The organism is Acetobacter nitrogenifigens DSM 23921 = NBRC 105050, from assembly GCF_000429165.1.
Lineage (GTDB): Bacteria > Pseudomonadota > Alphaproteobacteria > Acetobacterales > Acetobacteraceae > Acetobacter > Acetobacter nitrogenifigens.
Window position 1 is genome coordinate 18995 of sequence record NZ_AUBI01000009.1, and the last position, 23899, is coordinate 42893.

General features: G+C 59.7%; 20 protein-coding genes. 16 read left to right on the forward strand and 4 right to left on the reverse strand.

The window, feature by feature from the left end; genetic code table 11:
• Positions 1 to 184: 184 nt before the first annotated feature.
• Positions 185 to 1555: a hypothetical protein gene (locus G442_RS0111165; RefSeq protein ID WP_051292223.1), complete on the reverse strand. Its 1371-nt coding sequence runs from the start codon at positions 1553 to 1555 to the stop codon at positions 185 to 187.
• The gene (gene hisD / locus G442_RS0111170; protein ID WP_035376545.1) at positions 1552 to 2883 is read right to left on the reverse strand and encodes a histidinol dehydrogenase; all 1332 of its coding nucleotides are present in this window, start codon (positions 2881 to 2883) and stop codon (positions 1552 to 1554) included. Before hisD ends, G442_RS0111165 begins: the two co-directional genes overlap by 4 nt.
• A 905-nt stretch (positions 2884 to 3788) precedes the next feature.
• Here hisD and G442_RS0111180 point away from each other — a divergent pair.
• On the forward strand, positions 3789 to 4562 hold the full coding sequence (locus G442_RS0111180) for an SDR family NAD(P)-dependent oxidoreductase (protein WP_035376537.1): 774 nt from the start codon (positions 3789 to 3791) through the stop codon (positions 4560 to 4562).
• A 472-nt stretch (positions 4563 to 5034) separates the two neighbouring features.
• Here the strand turns inward: G442_RS0111180 and G442_RS0111185 are convergent, their stop codons facing one another.
• A complete protein-coding gene (locus tag G442_RS0111185) occupies positions 5035 to 6996 on the reverse strand; it encodes a transglycosylase SLT domain-containing protein (RefSeq protein WP_026398064.1) in 1962 nt (653 codons plus the stop codon).
• Between the two features lie 184 nt (positions 6997 to 7180).
• A complete protein-coding gene (locus tag G442_RS0111190) occupies positions 7181 to 8074 on the reverse strand; it encodes a uracil-DNA glycosylase (RefSeq protein ID WP_035376538.1) in 894 nt (297 codons plus the stop codon).
• Positions 8075 to 8581: 507 nt separating this feature from the next.
• Between G442_RS0111190 and G442_RS21980 the strand changes: the two genes are divergently transcribed.
• The 15 genes from G442_RS21980 to G442_RS0111275 all read left to right on the forward strand — a co-directional run bounded on the left by G442_RS21980 (position 8582) and on the right by G442_RS0111275 (position 23702).
• Positions 8582 to 10396, forward strand: a complete 1815-nt coding sequence (locus tag G442_RS21980) for a tetratricopeptide repeat protein (protein ID WP_051292224.1) — start codon at positions 8582 to 8584, stop codon at positions 10394 to 10396.
• A gap of 137 nt (positions 10397 to 10533) precedes the next feature.
• A complete protein-coding gene (locus G442_RS0111210; RefSeq protein ID WP_026398068.1) occupies positions 10534 to 11439 on the forward strand; it encodes a 4-(cytidine 5'-diphospho)-2-C-methyl-D-erythritol kinase in 906 nt (301 codons plus the stop codon).
• Between the two features lie 79 nt (positions 11440 to 11518).
• Positions 11519 to 11905, forward strand: a complete 387-nt coding sequence (locus G442_RS0111215) for a hypothetical protein (protein WP_035376547.1) — start codon at positions 11519 to 11521, stop codon at positions 11903 to 11905.
• Positions 11906 to 12056: 151 nt separating this feature from the next.
• Positions 12057 to 12722, forward strand: a complete 666-nt coding sequence (locus G442_RS0111220) for a glutathione S-transferase (RefSeq protein WP_026398070.1) — start codon at positions 12057 to 12059, stop codon at positions 12720 to 12722.
• Between the two features lie 400 nt (positions 12723 to 13122).
• Positions 13123 to 13323: a hypothetical protein gene (locus G442_RS25565; RefSeq protein WP_026398071.1), complete on the forward strand. Its 201-nt coding sequence runs from the start codon at positions 13123 to 13125 to the stop codon at positions 13321 to 13323.
• Positions 13324 to 13523: 200 nt separating this feature from the next.
• The gene (gene gyrA, locus G442_RS0111230) at positions 13524 to 16298 is read left to right on the forward strand and encodes a DNA gyrase subunit A (protein WP_026398072.1); all 2775 of its coding nucleotides are present in this window, start codon (positions 13524 to 13526) and stop codon (positions 16296 to 16298) included.
• A complete protein-coding gene (coaD, locus tag G442_RS0111235) occupies positions 16291 to 16800 on the forward strand; it encodes a pantetheine-phosphate adenylyltransferase (RefSeq protein WP_026398073.1) in 510 nt (169 codons plus the stop codon). Before gyrA ends, coaD begins: the two co-directional genes overlap by 8 nt.
• A gap of 166 nt (positions 16801 to 16966) precedes the next feature.
• Entirely contained in the window at positions 16967 to 17455 is a 489-nt protein-coding gene (locus G442_RS0111240; protein WP_026398074.1) for a peptidylprolyl isomerase, read from the forward strand.
• A gap of 325 nt (positions 17456 to 17780) precedes the next feature.
• Positions 17781 to 18056, forward strand: a complete 276-nt coding sequence (locus tag G442_RS0111245; protein WP_026398075.1) for a hypothetical protein — start codon at positions 17781 to 17783, stop codon at positions 18054 to 18056.
• 393 nt (positions 18057 to 18449) lie between these two features.
• A complete protein-coding gene (locus G442_RS0111250; protein ID WP_161628361.1) occupies positions 18450 to 19235 on the forward strand; it encodes a helix-turn-helix domain-containing protein in 786 nt (261 codons plus the stop codon).
• A gap of 106 nt (positions 19236 to 19341) precedes the next feature.
• Positions 19342 to 20211 (forward strand): PhzF family phenazine biosynthesis protein, encoded by an 870-nt coding sequence (locus tag G442_RS0111255; protein WP_211229142.1) that lies wholly within the window; start codon positions 19342 to 19344, stop codon positions 20209 to 20211.
• A 96-nt stretch (positions 20212 to 20307) separates the two neighbouring features.
• The gene (locus G442_RS0111260) at positions 20308 to 21060 is read left to right on the forward strand and encodes a transporter substrate-binding domain-containing protein (protein ID WP_026398078.1); all 753 of its coding nucleotides are present in this window, start codon (positions 20308 to 20310) and stop codon (positions 21058 to 21060) included.
• 27 nt (positions 21061 to 21087) lie between these two features.
• Positions 21088 to 21744 carry an ABC transporter permease subunit gene (locus G442_RS0111265; RefSeq protein WP_026398079.1) on the forward strand — a complete coding sequence of 219 codons (657 nt, stop codon included), beginning with the start codon at positions 21088 to 21090 and terminating at the stop codon, positions 21742 to 21744.
• Between the two features lies 1 nt (position 21745).
• Positions 21746 to 22468 (forward strand): glutamine ABC transporter ATP-binding protein GlnQ, encoded by a 723-nt coding sequence (gene glnQ / locus G442_RS0111270; protein ID WP_026398080.1) that lies wholly within the window; start codon positions 21746 to 21748, stop codon positions 22466 to 22468.
• A gap of 40 nt (positions 22469 to 22508) precedes the next feature.
• On the forward strand, positions 22509 to 23702 hold the full coding sequence (locus G442_RS0111275) for a serine hydrolase domain-containing protein (protein ID WP_026398081.1): 1194 nt from the start codon (positions 22509 to 22511) through the stop codon (positions 23700 to 23702).
• Positions 23703 to 23899: the final 197 nt, after the last annotated feature.

Below are 23899 nucleotides of genomic sequence, written 5' to 3' on the forward strand. Positions count from 1 at the left end.
TAGGCGCGGCGATCACACGCCCCAGCCACACAGCGTCAATAAAGTACGCCCAACGGTGGCTCGGCGTGATCGGGCCAGACGAAGAATCCAGCTTTATGACGGAAATCGTTGGCGTCACCGCGATCTTTCTGACGGCTCCGGTCGCAATCGCAGTCTCCCGCAGCATCCGTCACCGAGCCCGATCTCAGATCGACTCAAACGAAGGCGCTGCGGTCTCCGGATCGATCGCGGTCAGGAACTGCGACACCAGATCGTCGCCCAAGGCGGGGGCGCCGCACATCATTGCGATCGACAGTCCAAGCAGGGACGAAGCAGGCGTGTGACGCGCAGGCTGCTCAGTCGCGGCGATTTCCGGCGGGGGGACGCGCAGGTCCATGACCAGCGTCGGACAGCAGAACAACGCGCAGCGCAATGTCTCTCGCCACTCAGATGGAAGCGCGCCACGGGCGCGCAGATCCGCCAACAACGGACGCCACAACAGACGCGCCTTGCCGCGCAGGAACGCGCGACGCAACGGCGTAAGAGACCAGTTGGTCGTCACATGCGCGACGCCTCCCTTCAGCCGAAGCGCAGGAGCCTCGGCAAGGTCGGCCGGATGATAAAGCCAGTCAGCATGAGCAAGGATATTGTGAAACGTCGCTTTCACCTCGGCGAGCAGAGCCGGGATATTGCGTCCTGCAAACGCGGGATCGAAAAAGGTGAGTGAAGAGGGCGTCGCGTTTTTCGCAGCCGTAAACCAGACATTGGCGTTATGTGCGTCGCCATGCGCTATCACGCCGCCATACTGCGCGAGAGACGCAGGCGATAGCAGGGCGAGACTGCGCTCGAGAATACCGCCAAGCGTGCCTTCGTAACGCGTGCCATCGATCACCCAGTGGAGCGCTTTTACCTGCGCCCCTGTCAGCGTCGCGCCTGACAATGCGAAGAGTCGCTCGTCAGCGAAGAACGCAGCCGCGCGGCCACCCAGCGAAACATGGCCATCCGCGTCCGCCGGAGCTGCGAGCCGGTGGTAGAATAGTTGATGGATCGGCTCGGCGGCGCTCTCCGCCGCATCAATCGGATGCCAGGTCTCGCGATATATCCTGACGCTGAGACGATCGAGCTCATCCTGCGCAGAGATCAGAGAATCATGATCGCCGCCCGCGAGTGAACGCCCCAGATCCACAGCGCGGGCTGCGTCTGCCAGACGCGGCGTGGTGCGCCGGTCGTAAAGCAGGATCTGCCGCCCTATCCGCCGACATACATAGGCTGGCATGTCCACGGAATATCCCGCGTCCTGCAGGATCTCGCCACGATAGAATTCCTCAAGAACCGATTCCTCGCCTTCCTCATGGTGAAACTTGAAGAAAAACACAGCGCCGTCGTCGCGCGTCACGAAGCCATTTACCGAGTTGAGGCTGTAGCCATCTGTGCCGAACGAAATATCATAGGGCTCAAAGCCGAACTCTTCCCTGATCAGTTGCGCAAGCGCCTGGCTCGCCTCATCAAGTCGACCTTCACGCCTTGCGCGTAGTATTCCGGCCGCCCCCACTTCGTGCGGCGCGAAGACGTTCATCGCGGCGCAACCTTCGGCATTGGACGGGCGGAAGAGACCGCGCGTGCATGGCCGTCAAAACCCTCGAACCGCGCGAAGCGTTCCGCGTGGTGCGCGGCTTCGCGGTAAGCCTCGTCAGACACCCGGGCGAACGACATCCGTTTCATGAAATCATGAACGGATAACGGCGAGTGTGTTCGCGCAGCACGATTGGTCGGCAAAACCGCGTTCGGGCCAAGCACATAATTACCCAGCGTCACCGGCGTAGCATGCCCGAGAAGAACCTCTCCCGCGTTACGGATGCGGCCCAGATCGGCCATTGGATCCGCAGTCAGGATTTCAAGATGCTCCGGCGCGTAGGCGTTGGTGAACGCGACAGCCGCATCGAAGTCTGCAGTCAGAATAATGCCGCCATGCTCGCCGCCCAGAACCGAACGAGAGAAGCCTGCCCGCTTCGCTTCCATTGCCGCCCAATGCGTTTCCAGCGCCGTGCGTACGCCTTCCGCCACACGACGACTGCTGGTGACGAGCCAGGCGGAAGAATCAGGTCCGTGCTCCGACTCAATAATCAGATCCAGGGCGGCAAGAACCGGATCGACGCTGTCGTCGGTGAGAATAATCGCCTCGCTCGGTCCCGCAGGCACGCCGGGATCAAGAACGTCACTCAACAGGCGTTTCGCCGCGACCACGTATGGGCTGCCCGGACCGACGATTTTCGCGCAGGCAGGTACTGTCTCCGTACCGAAGGCGACTGCCGCGACCGCCTGTGCGCCGCCACATTTGTAGACGTCCCTGACCCCAATCAGCCGCGCCGCCACCAACGTTCCAGCGTCCACGCGCCCGTCATGCGCTGGCGGCGTCACGACGATCAGACGCGGTACGCCCGCAACCATGCCGGGAATGGCCGTCATGTTCAGGACACTCGGGAACGACCCTTTACCACGCGGCACATAGCACGCCACAGAGTCGATCGGCAGGCACCGGTCCCCCGCCCAGATTCCGGGCTGAACCTCTATCATCCAGCTATCTTCGGGTTTTTGCGCCTCATGAAAGCGCCTGATGTTCCCGATGGCGTATTTGATGGCGTCCATTACGTCGGGTTCGATCCTGGCGAACGCTTCGTCGAACTCTTCTTCCGTCGCGCGGATCGTCATCTCCGGCGCCGTGACTCCGTCCAGCTCACGAGCGAAGTGCTGCAGGGCGGCATCGCCCTCTTGTTTCACCCGTTCAATGATCGGCTTCACACGGTCGAGAAAGACAGAAAGATCGCTTTCTGTACGTTTGAGAAGTTCGGACGGAAACCCCTTGGTCGCGCTGAGATCGTGGAAAGTCACCGAGAAATCAGACATCGAGATGGTTCCTGCGTTGAGCGGCGCACGAGAGCGACCGCGTGAAAATCGGAAGACGAAAGCGAAAGGCTGCCGCACGCCATGGCGCCAACACGAGCCTCGCCCGACCGCAGGGCTGCAGGACGTCCCGCGAACCAGCCCTTTCCATTCGTTACAGTAAGACCCGTTCAAAACAGAGCATCGCACACTCGATTCCGGCGGCAACGAAGAAGACGAACCCTAAACCGCAGTCGTGCGGATCGGTGGATGGGCTTCAGGTGTCAGGGCATGGACGCACACATCCTTTCGCTTCAGGCGATTATCCGTTACTTGCGGCCTGTCATCGGCTGAACGATAGATGTCACGGTTTCGGAATGAAAGGCGCCTGATCGACGAAGCCATATAGTTTTTTTCATGGCAAGGCTTCGAAAAAAATTATTCAAAAAAACATTTTATAATCGAAATATAATCTTATGCTCTTATAACGAAACAAGGATATACAATGGCTATTATTTATTCTCGAACGATGTTCAATTCAAGCAGAACATACCGATACACAACAAAACATCGCTTGTATGTTATTGAATAATTTTACCTTCAACCGATAAATTGCCAGTCGGCATCGGTCGCAAAAAATCCAATTATTCCAATAAAAAATGGTATTTTCACATTAGAATCCACCCTCTGTACGGCAATGCCAAAGATTTTCTCGCTTACAACACCATACCGCGTTCATTGTCTCGACGCCCCCCATTACAGCACGGGACAAACCGTTTTAGAGCGAAGCGCCGTATGCGACCAAAAAATCACGCTGAAGTCGGAGACGCCAGGAGTCAGGCTATCCACGATCACAAAGCTTGAGCGGAGCAGGATGCCCATGCTCGTATACAGAGAAGAGAGCGAAAACCAGCCATCAAGGACAAACAATGAATCGCGACGAGCCTCTGCTATGGCAACGGTTTTCTCTGAAAGACCGTTGCGTCCTGATCACGGGCGCCAGCCGCGGAATTGGCCGGGCGCTCGCTCTAGGCTTCGCCCAGGCGGAATGCCACGTCGTCATCGCGGCTCGCAAAATCGATTCACTTGCCGAAACCGCCCGTGAAATTTCAGCATTGGGGGGTTCGGTCGAACAGATCGCGCTCGATCAGACGAACGTAGCGGGCATTCGATCAGCGTTCGCCGCCATCGGCCAGATCGACGTACTGATCAACAACGCAGGCGTTGAAGACGTTTGCCCCTCTCTCGATATCGAAGAAGAGCTCTGGGACAGAATTATCGACACCAACCTGAAAGGAGCGTTTTTCGTCGCCCAAGCCGCCGCCACTCGCATGGCCGGGCGCAAACGCGGCGCGATCATCAATCTGGCCTCCCTGACCTCTTATGTCGGCGTGCCCACGGCGACGCCCTACGGATCGTCCAAATCAGGAATACTTGGAATGACCCGCGCTCTGGCCGCCGAATGGGCGCCTCTCGGCATTCGGGTCAACGCGATCGCTCCCGGTTATTTTCACACAGACATGACGAAAGAGTTTTACGAAAATTCGACGTGGGTCGAATCGATGCAGGCCAAGATTCCCCTCGGACGTTTTGGCGCAGTCGACGACCTTGTCGGAGCGGCGGTTTTCCTGTCCTCCGACGCGGCGTCCTATATCACCGGGCAGTGCCTGCCTGTCGATGGCGGATATCTGGCGTCGATCTAGGGGGCTTTTAAAATGATTGGCCGCACGCCCGGAGATAGCTGATGGAACCGGCGCGCGAAGTGAGAGCCAGATACGTTTCCAGCCGAGAACAGAAAGCAGTCAATTTTGGGGGGTATTGGTGAGCCGGGAGGGACTCGAACCCTCGACCATTCGATTACGTACCACTTCGGCTTTCGCCGCCCGTAAAGGTTCGTGGTCTGGACTTTATCTTCGCCATGGACCGAAGTCTTTAGGCGGGCCCTGTCAAGTCTCTACACCTTCAAGTCGTAGCCGACTTGCTTGGCTCGGTATCGGCACGGCGTGAGCCAGAGCGTTCACCGAATTTAAGGCCTGTTCCACGACCGGTTTCCCGACCGCGCTCCCATTGAAAGTCGAATGCTCTACCGACTGAGCTACCGGCTCTCACCAACGGGGCGGCTTGTACATGCTCACCGGGGTCAGGGCAACCCTTGATCGACGAGAAGTCGCCTGATCAGTGAATCAGATGCGCGCGCCCCCGCGCCGTGGCGAGCGTCTGCTCGGCCGCAAACGCAGGCCACTCGCCACGCACCAGAGCCTCCAGCGAAGGCGTTGGCAGGTTCATACGGTCAGCGTAAATCCAGAGATACGACAGCGCGCGCGACACGTAGACCCGGGTCTCGGGATTCGGCAGGCGCTCCATGTAAAGGAGAGGATCGGTCGCGGCGCCGCTAGACGCCTCCCAACGGCCGATCGCGCCAGGACCGGCGTTGTAGCTGGCCAGCAGGCGAATAAGATCCCCGCCATCCGGCGATGAGGCGGCGTTCGACGCCGTCAGATGAGCAAGGTAGCGGACATAAGTCTGCCCGATCTCGAGATTCAGCCCCGGATCGTGCAGAGCCTCCGGCGCCGCAGTAAAGCGCGCGGCGTCGCCTGTGACGAAACCGGCCGTCACCGGCTGCAACTGCATCAGCCCATGCGCCCCGGCGCCGGATACTGCGCCAGGCTTGAAATTCGATTCCAGACGGGTCAGCGCATAAACGAGCGCCGGATCGACTGTGAACCCGTGCCGAGGATGCAGCGACGGCAGCGGCAGATTGGGCGCTTCCTGATCGGCGGCCTGCGTCAGACTCTGGATAGAGTCCTCCATCTCGAGCGCGAGGTCATTCAGTCCAGCAGCCTCGGCCACCAGCCGCATGGAGCGCGCCAGAGCCGTATCGTGTAGCACATTCGTCCAGTAGCGACGGAAAGCGTTCTCCGCGCGTTCCTGCTCGCCCACCTGCAACAGCGCAAAGACGCGCTTGCCAATGGGGGTGGCGGCGACGGCCTCCACGTCGATTTCGGTCAATACGGGCCGCACCGGAGCGTCGTCCACGGGGGTTTCCAGCGCCGCGTTCGTCACGCCGCCGCCAGACGAATGGCGCGGCGCGCGATCGAGCATCCGGCGCGCGAGCAGGCCATACAGGCTATTCGGCGCCGTCAGGGCGCGTTGCAACCATGGACGAAATGCGCTGTCTTCCCCGAGTTCGCGATGCGTGCGGGCCGCCCAGAACGCGGCGGCCGATTTCAGTTCCGGCGTCGCAAGCGGCGCCCGCGACGCCGTTTCGAAGAACGGTGCGGCGTCAGCCTTGCGGTCGAGCGCCCAGGCGGCGAGACCGGCGACATAGGCCGGAAAACCGACCTTTCCGTCGCCGCGCACGAACGCGTCGGTCGCCATCTCCAGCGCCTCCGCGCCATGCCCCTGACTCAGCAGGAGCTGCGCGACCTCACCGCCAAGCTGCGCGGCGTACGGCGCAGTCATGCCGGGCGTTATCGAGACCAGGTGAATAGCGCTACGAGCGCCCTTGACGCCTTGCGTCGCGCGCTCCACCACAGTCCGGTCCAGCAGCGGATTACGGGTGAAGGCCCGGTCGAAAGGATCGTCACGATTCACGCCGCCGACGCCGCCCAGCATGGCTGACGACGGTTGGGACGGCAGGGCGCCGTGATCGGGCATGGAGGACAGCCGCGCAAACACCGCCGGAGCGTCCGCCATGTCGGCGTTGGCGTGGAGCCACTGCCTCAGCTCCAGAGCCGTGGGGTGATACGCGGGATTGAGATAGCGCTCGGCCAGTATGTCGCCGAGCAGAGTCGAATCGGTCAGTCGGGTCGTGGCCGCCAGAGCATCGGAAAATGCGCCCTGCCGCTGGAGTCGAAATATCGACCGCACCAGTGTCGCAATGTCGGAAGAAAGCGGCCGTGGGAGCGCCACGGCATCGTCGCCGCCGTGCGCTGCGAAACGGGGGATCGCCATGGCGTACTGTTCGCCGGAACGTGCGAGCCGCGCCCCGCTTTCGGCGTCAGCCGCACCGTCGGCGCCGCCGCCCGAGCCGGGGGCGGAAGCCCTCGCTGTGGCTGACGCTCCGGTCAACAAGGCTGCGCCCGCGAGCAGAACGCGCACGGCTACATTTTGGGAGAACTGTCCGATGACTCGCATAGTCCGGCGGGGTTTATAAGTTCCCGATCGCGAAAGCAAGCTTTCGCTGATCCGCTCACCAATACGGCCTACGTATCCACGCCTAAAGCATTGAATTCAGGATATTACTTCGATCACAACGAGCAATGATAAAAATCGTATTCCTGACACATTTAAACAAATATTTGGCGATGACGCCTTTATTTCACCGCAGTTCATCAAGAGTAACAGACAATAACAGTAAATCGTTCCATATCTCCCGACGAGCGGAAGAACCCACGCGCAACTGGAGCGGGTGTCGGATCGGTAGCGCAGGGCGCTTCGGCCCCCATTCCTCGCCCCAGCCGCTCATTCTCCACCGCCCTCGCAACCTGCCTGGGTTCGCGTCCTCGCCCAGAATCATCCGGGTCGCGAGCCCGCCGCACAGCAGCAGGCGCTCGGGTTGGTAGAGGCCGATCGCCCGCAGCAGCAGCGGTCGACACGCCAGGCTTTCCGCGCGCGAAGGCGGACGACCACCGGGCGGGCGCCACGGAATCGACGGAGCCAACGCCACCTCTTCCCGACGCAGGCCGATGCTCGACAGCATCCGGTCGAACAGGGCGCCGGCCGCTCCCGAAAACGGCGTCCCGCTGCGGTCCTCATCCGCATCGGGCGCGTCGCCAATCACCATCACGCGCGCGCCAACCGGCCCGCAGGGCAACACGGTGTGGGTGGCGGTCGTCCGCAACGTGCATCCGTCGAAGCTCTCTATCGCCGTCGCCAGCGCCTCGACCGACGCAAGTCCGAGCAACGCGGCGACGTCCGGAAGAGCGGGTTCGGCGCCAGTCGCGGCCGTACTACGCACCAATGGCCGGACAGAAGCAGCTGTCGTCTGAGCCCCGCCAACAGGTTGACGCCCCACCTGCCCGGCGCCAGCCGACGCAGTCGGCTCCCGCGCCTCGGCGGCCTCCGCCGGAGGCTTGAGGGCGTTACGAGCCGAGTTCGCGAAACGATCGTGCGGCGCATCGTCGAGGATCGCATCGACCCCCCATTCCATCTGCATGCGCATAAGCGCCGCGATGTCGCCGCGCGACGGGGCCTGAGCAATTTCGCGTTCCATCAAACGCCCCACCTGGCTCGATCAGACATTTCAGCCAGAACTGATAAACGGCCGTGCTGAACCGCCATGCTTCCGTTCCGACGCCCCATAGCCACCTCCTGCCGCGGCCACATCATGATTTGGCGCAACCCCTTCGTCGAGTTACACGTATTGACGAAATCCCGCCACGCGGGCCGCAGCCTGGAGATTCCCATCATCGCCAGATCGCCTTGCTCAGATGCTGTCCGCCCGGCCCAATGCGGCCTTCCGTGCGCCCCAACCGCTTCGCACGCCTTCGATCCCGCTCCCATATTACAGCATGAGAGCGGGACGGCCGACCGGGCCTGTCAACCGGGACATCCCCGCAGGACGATGACGACATGCGAACGCAGAGCCGTGAAGAGAATCCCCCACGTGCCCTGACGTCCCGGACGCAATGCCTTAAAGCCATAAGGCGCAATGCCACGCGGCGCCTCATTCTCCCGGCGCCCTGACGCTTCAGTCTTCATACAAGAGTACAAGAACGCCATGCCCCCTCGTCCGGCCCCGCTCCTCGCTCTCCTGACGCCAATCCTGTGGGGCGGACTCGGCGTAGACATTTCAGGAGGCGCAAACGTAGCGCACGCGGCAGACGTCCATCGCCCTCCGGCCCACACGGCGCCAGCCGCGCCCCCGTCCGGCGCCACCACCCTCTCCCCCGTCGACTCGTCCGACTACCTTGTCGCCCTGCAGGCCGCGCGGCTGGACGATCACGCGGAAGCCGCACGACGTTTCGCCGCGGCGCTCGCCGTCGATCCGCGTGATGCGGCTTTGACGCGTCAGGCGTTCATCCAGAGCGCTCTCGCGGGAACGCCCGACGCGCCAGCGCTTGCTCGCGCGATGTCCGGACACCCGGAGGAACGGACGATCGTCACCGCCTTCGTGCTGGGAAACAGCGCAATCCTGAAGCAGGACTGGCGCGCCGCAGCCGAGACCTTCGCGACGATGCCAAAAGACGCCCTTACACGGTTGCTAGAACCGTTTCTCCACGCATGGAGCCTCGCCGGAGTCGGCAAGGCGGACGCAGCGATTCAATTGCTGGCGGGACCGGGACGCGCCGCCTCGCCGATGACCCCATTCTATGTCATCCACGCTGGCCTCATCGCCTCCATCGCTGGTGACAAAGCCCGCGCAGAACAACTTTTCCGACAGGCGACAACGCAAACGACAGGCGACGACCTCCTGCTGGCTCGCGCACGCGCCAACCTGCTCTGGCAGGATGGACACGGACTGGAAGGACGCGCGCTTCTGCGTCGCCTGACCGACGCCCCCACGCCACTCGCCCTCGCCAGCGCAGATCTGCAGGAAGCCATCACAGCTCCGCCGGTGACGACCATCCCCGAAGGCGCAGCCTACGCATATGTGATGGGGGCTTATGTGTTACGCCAGCAGGCCGCCCACGTCGGTCAGGCCGACGCGGAAAAACAGATCGACGCGGCGGCGGGCATGATGTTGAGCATGGCGCTGTCGCTCGATCCTCACCTTTCCGTCGCACGGCTGATGCTGTCCGAAGTAGAGGAGAACAGTGATCACAAGGATATCGCGCTACAGGTCCTGCGCGGCGTGGAGCCGACAGATCCGCTGATCCGGGTGGCGCGCTATCGCACGGCGCTGTTGCAGGATGCGCTGGGCGATCCCGTCGACGCCCGCCGCGAACTGGAGGATCTGGAAAAAGGCCAGCCGGGGCAAATCCTGATCTGTCGCGCGCTGGCCATGCTTTTGTTCGAACAGAAAGACTGGGCCGGATCGGCGGCCGCCTATGACCGCGCCATCGCCTCCGCAAAGGCCGCGCACCTCGCGGACTGGACGTTGCTGTTCGGGCGGGCCGCCGCCTACGAGCGCGCCGGGGACTGGACCCGCAGCGAGGCAGACCTCCAGGAGGCGCGCAAGCTGATGCCGGACGAGCCGCTGATACTGAATTTTCTCGGCTACGGATGGGTTCAGCGCGGCCTGCACAAGGACGAGGCGATCTCGATGCTGCAACGCGCGGCGTCGCTCGATCCCGATGACGCCGCGATCCGGGACAGCCTCGGCTGGGCGTTGCTGGAGAACCACCAGACGCAGGAGGGGGCGACGCTTCTGGAGCATGCGGCGGAGCAAACGCCGCTCGACCCGGAGGTGAATTACCATCTTGGCGTCGCTTACTGGCGTCTGGGCCGCAAGACGGAAGCCATAGATCAGTGGAACGTGGCTCTGGGCCTGAAGCCCGAACCCGATGATCTGCAACGGATCCGCAAGGCGCTCAGCGACGCGGGCGCGCCTGCGTCGCCCGCCGCGGCTTCGACAGCGACCAACGGCGGCTGACGCTGCCTGCTTTTGAACGAAATCGTCATTCGGGCTAGAGCAGGCCTCGATCCGGCGCAGCCCGATGATCGACGCACGGGGCGGACGCCCTCCCTTGCCGCGCGCCCCTTCCCGGGCGCCAGAACGGACTGAAGTTCTTGATCCTGACCGAAACCGCGCACGCGAAAATCAACCTCTACCTGCATGTGACCGGACGCAGGGACGACGGCTATCACCTGCTGGACAGCCTCGCCGTGTTCGCCGGAGCCGCCGACACGCTGTTTTTTTCGTCCGACGCCGCCGCGCTTTCCCTGTCTGTCGAGGGTCCCTTCGGCGCGGAGCTTTCGACGGACGCAACCGACGACAACCTTGTTATGCGCGCCGCACGCCTTCTGGCTGCCGAAGCCGGACACACGCCGACGGGCAGTCTGACTCTTGAAAAGACGCTGCCCGTGGCGTCGGGAATCGGCGGCGGCTCGGCCGACGCTGCAGCGGCGTTGCGACTGCTTCAACAGGCATGGGACGTTGCCGTGTCCGAGGAACGTCTGTTCGAACTGGCGGAAAAGCTTGGCGCAGACGTGCCGGTCTGTCTCGCGCAGCGCTCCGCGCGAATGGGCGGCGTTGGCGAGCGCCTTGATCCCGCGCCTGCGCTCCCTGATTGCGGCATGATTCTGGTGAATTGCGGGCTCGGCGTCTCGACGCCCGCCGTGTTTCGCGCGCGCGACGGCGGTTTCTCCGAAGCTCCGGCATTGCCTGCCGCATGGGCCAGCGCAGCAGAAATGGCGACCGATCTGGCGCGCCTGCATAACGATCTGGAAGCGGCCGCCTGTGCACTTTGCCCGACGATCCGCGATGTGCTCTCCGCGATTAACGCGCTCCCCGGATGTCTGCTGTCGCGTATGAGCGGCTCGGGCGCGACATGCTTTGGGATATTCGATACGCCGGAGGCGGCGCGGCGGGCGGCGGCGCAGTTGAGCGCTCTTACGCAGGCGCGGTCGTGGTGGGTCTGGGCGGGCGGCCTCGCCGGACGCCCGAAAACCTCCGAAAGCAGACCGGCGGCCTGAGAATCAGGCGCAACCTATGGCGCGAGCGCACGTCTTCGTGAAAGAGTGCGGCATTCAACGCGAAACAAGGGCGAGCATTATGGAACCGCATGTTCACATCGCCATATCCGATGATCGCACCCACGCGACCGTCGCCTTTACGGCGGACGACGCCTCGTTCTCACTCAATCTGTCCCGCGCGCAACTGGCCAGTCTCATCGCAGCGCTGGGCGCCGTGAACCAGACGCTCGGAGGGGATGTAACCCCCAGCATCGAGGGCGCGAAGTTTACGCCGGTGCGCCGCACAAGCTGGGCCGTGCAGCCGGACGTTGAATCCGGCGGTTCGATTCTGGCCTTCCAGCATCCGGCTTACGGGCCTCTGGGCTTCACGCTGCTCCCCAAAGACGCGGAGCGACTGGCGCATGGTCTGCAACTGCACAAGCAGCTTCACCTCGCCGTCAAGGCCGCCGCCAAACGCGCCAACTGAGCGGGCGACAGGCTTCGCAGACGCCCGCGGGGACCGACGCCGTACGACTGTCCTTGACGCTTTACATCTTTGCACACCGCCAGCCGCTCCGGCGCGTTCACGCCTAATCCGGCGTCGCCCGGAAACCTGTGGCCGGAAGGAGCTAGCGTCGATGATTATTGTGCACCACCTTGAGAACTCACGCTCACAGCGCATCCTGTGGCTTCTGGAGGAGCTGGACGTTCCTTACGAGTTGAGGGCCTACAAGCGGCAGGGGTCTTTGCTGGCGCCGCCGGAACTGAGAAAGATTCATCCGCTCGGCAAGGCGCCCGTGATTCAGGACGGCGACAGAACCGTCGCGGAGAGCGGCGCAATCATCGACTATCTCGTGACGGCCTATGGGGGCGGGCGCCTGGTTCCGCCGGAAGGGACAGCTGAAAGGCTCAGCTACACATACTGGATGTATTACGCAGAAGGCTCTGCAATGACGCCGCTGCTTCTGAAGCTGGTCTTTTCCATGCTTCCCGGACGCTCGCCCTTTCTTGTCAAACCTGTGGTCAGGATGATCGCCGACAAGACGAGCCGGAGCTTTATCGACCCGCAAATTCGGCTTCATATGGATTTCTGGGAAAGCGCCCTGTCCCGTAATCCCTGGTTCGCGGGAGAGCAGTTCAGCGCGGCTGACATACAGATGAGCTTCCCCCTGGAAGCCGCGACATCGCGCGCGACGCCGGGTCCGAAGAGGCCGTTCGTGGCGGCGTTTCTTGACCGTATCCATAGCCGACCAGCCTATCGTCGGGCGCTGGAACGCGGCGGCCCTTACGCCTACGCGGAATAGGCCAATCACGGAAAAAACCGGGCGAGACCCTCAGGAGAGAACTTATGTATTTCATTGCCACTGACAAATTGTATATTTTTTGTCGTGTAAATTAGTACTGCGACAACCATGCAGAACAGATCAAAATCCGATCAACAAAGCATCTTCTGGACCCAGGCAAAGCAGCGCAATTTTGAACGAAGAGCATAAATCGTATCTTGAGATGTAGATGCAGGACGCCGCTCATGGCCGGTTCAAAATCCTGAGAATGTCCAACTTATAGGGGACGAGCTTGGCCCGCGGCGATATCCCGGACATCCACGTCACATTCAACAAAGGACACGCAACTTCATCTGACCGTTCGCCACTCCCCCACTGGCGAGAAAGATAAGCGGGAGTGGAAAGCCGTGCGGACAGGCGAATGGTCCGATCTGAAGTTAAGCAAGAACAACGCTGGACCACAGGCGAGGGAAGGAAGACCCTTGCCGAAAACTACGCCAAGCGACTGAATGGAATGCAGCCTCTCTCCGGTCCCGGCAAAAACTCGATGACCGCCAACTCCGGCTCCGATTTCTATCAGAGCGCCATGATGGCTGAGGTCAAAGGCGCCCGGACGTCATAAAGGCAAATTCACACAAGCGTCTAAAATAGAGCGTCGCTTTGGGCGCGAGCGCAGAACAGGGTCACGCACGGCGAAGCAACCCCGACACGCCACGCCTTACCGCCCTGACTCGCATATGCTAGGGTGTCGCCGCTTTGTAATAGATTTGTCGCGCCCGCCTCCACCGGGGGCTGCGCGGCCCACGACATGACGGAAACGCTTTGACCGACGCCCCCGACCAGCCCATTCCGCCCTCGGACCTCGTTCCGGTGACGATCGAGGAGGAAATGCGCTCCTCCTACCTCGCCTACGCGATGTCGGTCATTGTCAGCCGCGCCCTGCCGGACGTGCGCGACGGCCTGAAACCGGTTCACCGCCGCATCCTCTACGCCATGCGCGAAAGCGGCTTCACCGCCGACAAGCCCTACCGTAAATCGGCCCGCGCCGTCGGCGACGTCATGGGTAAATACCATCCCCACGGCGACGCCTCGATCTATGACGCCATGGTTCGCATGGCCCAGCACTGGTCGATGCGCGTCAAGCTGATCGACGGGCAGGGCAATTTCGGTTCGGTTGACGGCGACAGCCCTGCGGCCATGCGTTACACCGAAGCGCGTCTGGCCAAGGCGGCCTCCTTCCTGCTCGACGACATCGATCGCGACACGGTCGATTTCCAGCCGAACTACGACGAATCCGAACACGAGCCCAAGGTTCTCCCGGCTTCCTTCCCCAACCTGCTGATCAATGGCGCCACGGGCATCGCGGTCGGCATGGCGACGAACATCCCGACGCATAATCCCGGCGAGGTCATCGACGCCACGCTGGCGATGATCGAGAACCCCGACATCACGCTCGAAGAGCTGATGAAAATCATCCCCGGACCGGACTTCCCGACGGGCGGCCTTATCCTTGGGCGTTCCGGCATCCGCAACGCCTTCGCCACCGGGCGCGGCTCCGTCATCATCCGAGCCAAGGCCGAGGTCGAGGAGATCCGCAAGGACCGCAAGGCGATCGTGGTCACGGAGATTCCATATCAGGTCAACAAGGCCACGTTGCAGGAGCGCATCGCGGAGCTCGTGCGCTCGAAGCAGGTCGAGGGCATTTCCGACATTCGCGACGAGTCCGACCGCTCGGGCATGCGCGTAGTCATCGAAATCAAGCGCGAAGCCACGCCGGAAGTCGTGCTCAACCAGCTCTACCGCTTCACGCAGCTCCAGACCTCGTTCGGCGTGAACATGCTGGCCCTTAATGGCGGCCAGCCGCAGCTGATGGGTCTTCGCGAAGTCCTTTCGGCGTTCATCGCCTTCCGCGAAGAGGTCATCCTGCGTCGCGCCCGCTTCGATCTCGCCAAAGCGCGTGATCGCGGGCACATCCTCGTCGGTCTCGTCATTGCCGTCGCCAATATCGACGAAGTGATCAGGCTGATCCGCGCGGCGCCTGACGCCGCCACAGCGCGCGAATCCCTCATGGCTGCGCAATGGGATGCGGCCGAGGTCGAGCCGTTGCTCGCCCTGATCCATGACGAGGGCAATGTCGTCATCGACGGCCAGGTCCGCCTGACCGAAGCGCAGGCGCGCGGCATCCTTGAACTGCGCCTGCAGCGCCTGACCGGCCTCGAGCGCGAGAAGATCCAGAACGAGCTGACCGAGGTCGCCGCCAAGATCAACGAATTGCTGGCGATCATCGGCAGCCATATCCGCCGCATGGAAGTGATGCGCGAGGAAATTCTCATCGCGCGCGCCGAAATCGCGACGCCGCGTATGACCGAGATCACCGACTACGAAGGCGACCAGACGGACGAAAGCCTGATCGAACCGGGGCTGATGGTCGTCACCATCACCCGCGACGGCTTCATCAAGCGTACGCCGCTCGAGGTGTTCCGCGCACAAAACCGTGGCGGACGTGGACGCACGGCAGCCGGACGGCGCGGCGACGATATCGTGGTCCGTTCGTTCAACGCGCACACGCATCAATGGGTGCTGTTCTTCTCCTCTGGCGGCAAGGCCTACCGCGAAAAGGTGTGGCGCCTGCCCGAGGCCAGCCCCACCGCCAAGGGCCGCGCTCTGGTCAACCTGCTGCCCGATCTCGGCGACGACTCGATCACGGCAGTCCTGCCGCTGCCGCAGGACGAGGAGCTGTGGGAATCGCTGCACCTCGTGTTCGGGACGGCCAGCGGCGGCGTTCGCCGCAACCGTCTGAGCGATTTCCGCAACATCCGCGCCTCTGGCCTGATCGCCATGAAGCTGGATGAAGGCGATCGTCTGATCGGCGTCGCGACCTGCCGCGAGGGTCAGGACGTGTTCCTCGCCACCCGCAAGGCGCGCTGCATCCGCTTCCAGATCACCGACGAGACACTGCGCGTCTTCGCCGGGCGCGATTCTTCGGGCGTACGCGGCATCAAGCTGGCCGAGGGCGACGAGGTGAACAGCCTCTGCGTGCTCAACCACGTCGACGCCACGGTTGAGGAGCGTCAGCTTTACCTCCGCGCCGCGGCAGCGAAACGTCGCGCCGAGAATGCCGCCGGAGAAGACGAAGCCGAAGATGCGACGGCGCCCGAGGCCGAAGACGAAGTCGCGACGGCGGGCGCCACCCTGTCGCCGGAGCGCTTCGCTGAGCTTGAGGCAGGCGAGGAAATCCTGCTGACAGTCAGCGATGGCGGTTTCGGCCGCCGCTCCTCCGCTTACGACTATCGCGTCAGCGGCCGCGCCGGACAGGGCATCTCCAACATGACCTTCTCGTCCAGCAAGCGCGGGTCCGAGGTCGTGGCGACCCTGCCGGTCCTGCCGGGCACCGACGTCATGCTTGTCACCAACGCGGGTCGCCTGATCCGCGTGCCGGTGGATCAGGTGCGGATCATGTCGCGTCAGGCCAGCGGTGTGACAGTTCTGCGTCTTGACGGAACCGAGGTGGTCACCAGCGTGTTCCCCGTTCTGGAAGATGACTCGGAGGGTGGAGACGCCGCTCCTGACGAGGAAAACGGAACGGAAAATGCCTAAATCGTCGCCACGGATCGGGTTCTACCCCGGCACGTTCGACCCGGTTACGTTCGGGCATCTGGACGTGATCGAGCGCGCCGCGCGGCTCGTTGACCGACTGGTCATCGGCGTGGCGACGAACGCCGGGAAGAAACCGCTTCTGTCGAGCGATGAGCGCATTGCCTGCATCAACGATGAGCTTCCTCGCCTGATTCAGGAGACTGGCTCGGAGATCGAGGTGGTCGGGTTCGACAAGCTGCTCGTTCATGCGGTGCGGGATTATAACGCCTCGCTGATCTTTCGCGGGCTGCGGCTGCTGAGCGATTTTGACTATGAAATCCAGATGCAGGGCGCCAACCGCAAGCTGGCGCCGGAGATCGAGACAGTTTTCCTGATGGCGTCCGAGCGTACGCAGTCCATTTCCTCCAGCCTCGTGCGCGACATCGCCTTTTACGGCGGCGATATCTCCGATTTCGCGCCCGAGGGCGCCGCACGGCGTATCAAGGCGCAACTGGGGCGCTGACCGCGGCGCCACGGCGCCAATTTTCTAATCACGAAACCCCTCCATGATTTTACGTTTGCCCAAGGGCGTCGTAAGGGGAGGCGTTCGTCGATCCCCCGCCCGCCCGGGCGCAAAAGGATCGGCTCACCAGCCAGCCTCACAGCCGGCCTGACCAAAGGATTTACGCATGTCCGAGATCGACAAGAGCGACCTGCTCAACCTGGACCTGGCTTCCGGCCGCGTGGTCATCCAGCTTCGCGCCGACATCGCGCCGCTGGCGGCCGAGCGCCTGCGCACGCTGTCTGCGGAAGGGTTCTACGACAACGTTGCGTTCCATCGCGTCATCTCCGGCTTCATGGCACAGGGCGGCGACCCGACAGGAACCGGCAGCGGCGGCAGCAAGTTACCGGATCTGAAGGCCGAGTTCACGCGCGCAGCGAAGTTCGAGCGCGGCACGGTCGGCATGGCCCGCACGCAGGACCCTAACAGCGCCAACAGCCAGTTCTTCATCATGTTCGAGCCCTCCCCGCACCTCGACGGGCAGTACACGATCGTCGGACAAGTGACCGAGGGCATGGATCTTGTCGACAAGATCAAGCGCGGCTCGGGCGGCGGCGGCGTCGTGACCGATCCGGACCGTATCGTGAAGATGCGCCCGGCTTCGGCTGAGGCCTGATTTCTCGCCGTTGGCTTCTGACGTGATGCTTTCACGCCAGAAGCCAACATGCAACAAACTGAAGTAAGACCATAGATTTATTCGATCCGTAAATATTTATTTATTGGGAAAAATTCTTCCCAATAAATAAATATACATCGAATTTTTGATTTCTTTCCTTTTCTACAAAAAGTGACCGATAAAATACCGACACTCGACCGAACCCGGGTCCCAGAAACCAGCGTTCGGCGTAACTAAAGCGCGTCATACCCCCTTTAAATTACGCTTGGCGCGCGAGCTCTCTACGTTTTCTTTGAAACAGAACCACGCCACGAGATATCGGATTATGAGAAAAATCGTACCGGCTGCTTTATCGATCTGCGCTGCTCTCGCCGCCGCGCTTCTGGCAACCAACGCACTGGTCAGGACCGCATTCGTCACGCGTATTATCTATAATATGTGCATGAGCCCGTGGTTTAAGGCATTCCAGACTTCAATTGGCATGCAGGGCACGGAAAATGCCGAACACATTTCCGGCGTTCTGTTTCTGCTGCTGGTTTCTCTGATTGCGCTCGTAGCGGCTGTTCCACTTTATCGGGCACTTAGGAAAGAGTGGAATTAAGCGTGGACTCCGCGCATACAATAGGGCCTTCAATCAATATCACAGCAACACTACATATTATTTTTCATAATTACTGCAAAATTAAAACAAATTCTACATGAGCATCAAACATCACGTAGTTCATTTCGACTTCGCCTCATGATGGCGTCTTGGTTTTCCTGGAAATATCTGTCCGCGAAATTTGCGCATTGACCTGCAACATACCCCAGGCATGGCGCCTCACCTGGATGAAGCGTCGCAGAAGCATCCCATCACATTTCTTGAAAATATATCGCAATTATCGCTAATCTGCAGTGAACCTCATGGAGGAACGTCATGCTGCGGTCATTTGAAGCGGTTAGCTGTCCTCAGAACAGACAGAATTTAATCGCCGCCGATCAAACACTCGCAGCATTGAGCAGTTCGGGCGATTACGCGAAACCGTGGCATTGGCACGATTGCGTGATGTTCATGCTCCCCAGTCAGGGAGCCATTGAACTGAAGCATGAAGGTCGCTCCAAAGGCGTCTGGCTGTCTCAGGAATGCTTTGCGGTGGTCCCCTCCAGACGCGGCCATCAGACCCGAGCGGCGCTGGCGTCTCACCGCCATATAGCGCTGTACGTTACTGAAGACGCGTTACGCAAGGTCGATGCTCGTATGGGTTCTTTGCAGGAGTTTTACCGGCGTGCGGACAGACCGATTCTCATCCAACGCAGCGCCGCCCTGCGCGCTCTACAAGACCTCGCGATACGCAAGGATCTGGGGGCATACGGCGGATCAGCACTTCGTCTGGATATCGCCTCAGCGCTTCTGGTGCAGTGCATATCCGATGTCATGACAGGCATGGCGACGCCTGATGCGGCTCGCCACGATCACGGGGCGGCTTTGGTCGCCGATCTCAAGTCATATATCGTAAATCATGCTGATCGGAACCTTCCTCTGGATGAAATGGGGCAACGTTTCGGGATTTCCCGCCGCCACCTCACACGCCTGTTTCGAGAAAAAAGTGGCGTTTCAATAGGGGCGTATCAGCAAGGAGCGAGATTAAAGCAAGCTAAAACACTTTTAACCGGCACGGATCTGTCGATCGGCGAGATAGCGCTTCGCGTAGGTTTTGAAAGCGGCGGCGCCCTGGCCCGGACCATGCGCCGGACCACTGGCCGCTCTCCATCGGAAATCAGAACGCCGAAGGCCCGATAGGGCATAAGATACGGCCCGACGGGACACGCAAAGAAACTCCCGATCCGTTTATTGTCCGCCCATACGAACCATCTGATAGGGTGTGACGATGAAGTCGGGCATTTCTATGAAAATCGTCAACGTATTTACCGACGGCCACGGCGGTGGCAACCCCGCGCCCATAGCAATGGACGCATCCAGCCTGTCTGACGCAGAGATGCAGAACATCGCGAAAGAGTTCGGCCTTGAAAGCGGGTTCATATTGCCTCCCCCTCCTGGCTCTCTATGCGACTTTGAAATTCGGTATTTCGTTCCTAATCACGAAATGGCTATGTGCGGTCATGTCACCGTCGGCGCGCTTTGGCTGCTGCATAAGGACGGAAAATTGCCTCGACAGCGGGCCAAAATCTGGACGAAGAGCGGCATTGTTTGTGGACGCCTTGCCGAGGGCGTTGGAGCAGAAGCGCAATTTGAGATTACGCAGCCTCTCGGCAAAATTGATGCATTGCCGAACCCTGCCGACAGCGAGGCGGAAATACTCGATGTTCTCCAGATCTCCAAAAAAGACCTGGCGCCGTTCCCCGTTCAGAACGCAGCAACCAGTCGGGTCAAGACGTTAATCCCCCTGAAAAGCACGGCCATTCTTGACGCGCTGCAGCCTGATTTCACACGCGTTGAAGGTCTATGCGAAAGAATAGATTCGACTGGACTATACCCATACGCTCCACATGATCGCGCCCGGCAAATTTACGACGCCAGGCAATTTCCGAAAAATTCCGGATATCCTGAAGACGCCGCTACGGGAATTGCGGCTTCGGCTCTGGCCTTTGGGCTTCTGGAGAATCAACTGGTCGATGCGTCCGATCGTCCCATCACAATCCGTCAGGGTCGCGCGATGAAACGACCCTCAAAAATAGATATTCGTTTCACCCTTGGTGATCCAGGAATCTCCGGTTGCTGGTTGAGCGGCCGAGTGGAAATAGCTGGAGGAAGATAGAATTCGCTACAATCCAGCATTCAAAAAATTAGTACAGTCGAAAAATACGACTTTCGGAAAATCTACCCAATTTTGACTTTCTGAACGAGTGAGAAAATGAACCGACGTTCAATTTTGCGGCTCGGCCTGCTGGCTGCGCCCGCTATGGTGGCGTCGCATGGCGCAAAGGCTGGTGACTCCCCCTTGATGGTCGGAGTACATGCCGGGGGGCCCCCGTTTTGCTTCAGAAAAAGAGGTTCCTACACTGGTTTCGATATCGACGTCTGGAGCGAAATTGCCAGCGGAATCGGAAGGAACTGGAAAACTCAACAGATGGAATTTGACGTCCTGATTCCGGCTTTGCAGACAAGAAGCCTCGATGTTGTCGTCTCGCAACTCTTCGTAAAACCCGCACGTCAAAAAGTGATCGATTTTTCAGAATCCTACTACAAAAGCGGATTGATCGCCGTGACTCGCGTCGACAATACGACAATCCACACCGCATCGGATCTCACCGGAAAAACAATTGGCGCAGAGACCGGAACAATAGGAACCGCCTACATCAGAGAAAACATCAAAAATGCGACGATTGCTGAAATGCCCTCTATTACCGAGGCGTTGCTCGCCCTTGAAGCCGGGCGCACCGATGCGGTCGTGTACGATACGCCGGTATTGATGTATTACGCCCACACCGGAGGAAAAGGTAAAGTACGGGTAATCAAGCCCGACCTCGAGGGGCGCGATGTCTGTGTAGGCTTTCCAAAGGGAAGCCCCCTTGTCGCACAAGCGAACACGCAACTGGCGTTTATGAAAAAAAACGGCCGCCTCGCCGCTCTGAACGAAAAATGGTTTGGACATACCGAAGAATAATCTTGATAATTTTACAGGAAATATAAAATGAATCTCGACTGGTCAGTCCTGATATCTGCTTTTCCGGATTTGATGCAGGGACTGCAGGTTACGCTTCTTATCGCAATCTCCGGGTTGGCCGGAGGGATCGTGTCTGGCGTCGTGGCTGGTGTCGCACTGGAGTATGGAGGACGAATCTCCAATGTGTTGGCACATATTTACGTCGCGCTCATCAGAGGAACGCCTATCGTAGTCCAGGTCATGTTCATATTTTTTGCGTTACCGTTGATAGCGGGCATTCGCATCAGTTCGATAGACGCCGCCATCATTACCATTATAATCAACTCTGGAGCTTATAACGCCGAGATTATACGCGGAGCTCTTAATAGTGTTCCTGGCGGAATACAGGAAGCTGGCCTGGCGATGGGCCTTTCTTTTCCCGCCGTTCTTGCTCATATTATAGCGCCACTTGCGTTTCGACGCTCGTTGCCGGCAATGGGAAACCAACTCGTTAATGTTGTAAAAGACACTTCTATTTTCATAGTGATCGGAGTCGGAGAGCTGACGCGCCGCGGTCAGGAAGTAATGGCCGAAAATTTTCGCTCCGTGGAAGTCTGGTCGGAAGTCGCGGCCATCTATTTTGTGGTCATCAGTGCATTTACGTTAGGATTGCGCGTATTAGAACGACGGATGAGGTTGCCCTGAAATGATTGAATTCCGTCAAACCACGAAAAGATTTGGCGATCATGTGGTGTTGCGACCAGTCGAACTCTCGGTCAAATCGGGAGAAGTTGCCGTTATTATCGGCCCTTCCGGCTCCGGAAAGTCGACGATGCTCCGTTGCGTCAATGCTCTCGAAAAAATTAGCGGCGGAGATTTGTTAGTGAACGAGCTCAGTGTGCTGGGATCGTCCGCCGACATACGCCAGATAAGACGTCAGGCGGGCATGGTCTTTCAGCAGTTCAACCTCTTTCCCAACCTTACGGCGCTGCAGAATGTTATGTTTGGGCCAATCCGAGCCAAAAAATACTCAAAGTCCGAAGCGAAGGAAATTGCCAAAGCACTACTAGGCAAGGTAGGACTTTTTGAAAGAAAGAATCATTATCCATCTCAATTATCCGGAGGCCAGCAACAACGCGTTGCAATTGCCCGTGCGCTTGCCGTGCAACCCAGATTGATGCTGTTCGACGAACCGACGTCTGCTCTGGACCCCGAATTACGGCAAGAAGTCATGAAAGTCATGCAAACACTTGCGATGGAAGGAATGACCATGATGGTCGTTACTCATGAGATGCATTTCGCCCGGCAAGTTGGCTCACGCCTCATTTTCATGGAGAACGGTCGCGTGGTTCATGACGGTGAACCGGCTGCTTTATTATCGTCGCCGCCTAGCGAGCGATTTCATAATTTCCTGCAGCATGTGCAATGACCGGCGCTCCACATAAATATCTTCGGCACGAGCAATCCATATGACGCAGCCCAATCAATTCGCGGATGCCTATGGTTTCATGAGAAATCAGGTCCAGTTAAACAACTGGAGAAACTCTCCATGGAATGTATGGGCGTTTCGTCATGTCCCGGAATTTATACCGACTGCCGAAATTCGGTCATACTCGGTGGAGCCGGAAGACCCCGCGGTTGCCCCCCATCCGTTAACTGAAAAGACCGTCACACTTGCAGGCGAGCCAGAACTGCTGGTTGATGTGCTGCGCCGCACCTGGACGGACGCCCTGGTCGTCATGAAGTCGGGGCGCTTCATAGCTGAGTTTCACGCGCCGCAGTTCGATCTTCAGACCAGCCATATTCTGTTTTCTTCAAGTAAATCTATCACAGGTCTTTTGGTCGGCCTTCTGGTCGGCGACGGACTGATCGATCTCGACACACCGGTAGCGACCTATGTGCCGGAACTGGAGCGTTCAGCTTTTGGAAACGCCTCAATTCAACATGTGCTCGACATGCGCACGAGCGTCGCTTTTACAGAAGAGTATGGCGACTCTCGTGGCGATTTCGCCCGCTACCGAAGGGCAGGCCTCCTCGATCCGCAGGTGGAGGGCCACCCCCGGGAGACAGTGATCGAATTTCTGGCGTCGCTAAAGCAAGGAACGAGTGAGCACGGTGGCCCGTTTCACTATTGCTCGCCGAACTCCGATGTCCTTGGGCTGGTAGTGGAACGGGCATCTGGAGAACGCCTGCCCGATTTCGCCGCCAGACGCCTCTGGCGCCCGCTTGGTCTCCGCCAGTCCGGTTCGATAACCGTTGATGCAGAGGGTACGCCACGCGCTGGTGGCGGAATCTCTATGACACCGCGCGACCTCGCGAGGATCGGTGAAGCCATGCGTTGTGGAGGCAGGGCGTTGGGTCGTCAGGTCATACCGTCAGTATGGGTTACCGAAACGATATCAGGAGGAGATCCGCAAGCCTGGGGGAAGGGGAATTTTTCCGACTGGCTTCCCGGCGGATCTTATCGCAATCAGTGGTATCAGAGCGGGAATGCTCATCGAGCATTTTTTACACTGGGCATTCATGGACAATGGCTCTACGTCGACCCCCAGTCGGAGGTGGTTATTGTCAAATTTTCATCACAGCCCAATCCCGTTGACGCCCTTATGAAAATGACAAATCTTTATTTATTTAACGAAATATCTAATTTTAATTTTGAGTGAAGTGCTAAGCTTAATTAGCTGCCGCTCGTAACCGCATACGCCAAAACCATGGTCTCGTGCGGTGAGATATTTTCTCTATCTTCGCTGTGGCGTGCACTACATCCCGCCGATGTCCGATAACGGACTGGCTTCACTACCGGGGACGGCAGAATGAGTATTTTAGTTCTTCTATGAAACTGCCATCCCGTTTTCTGGCT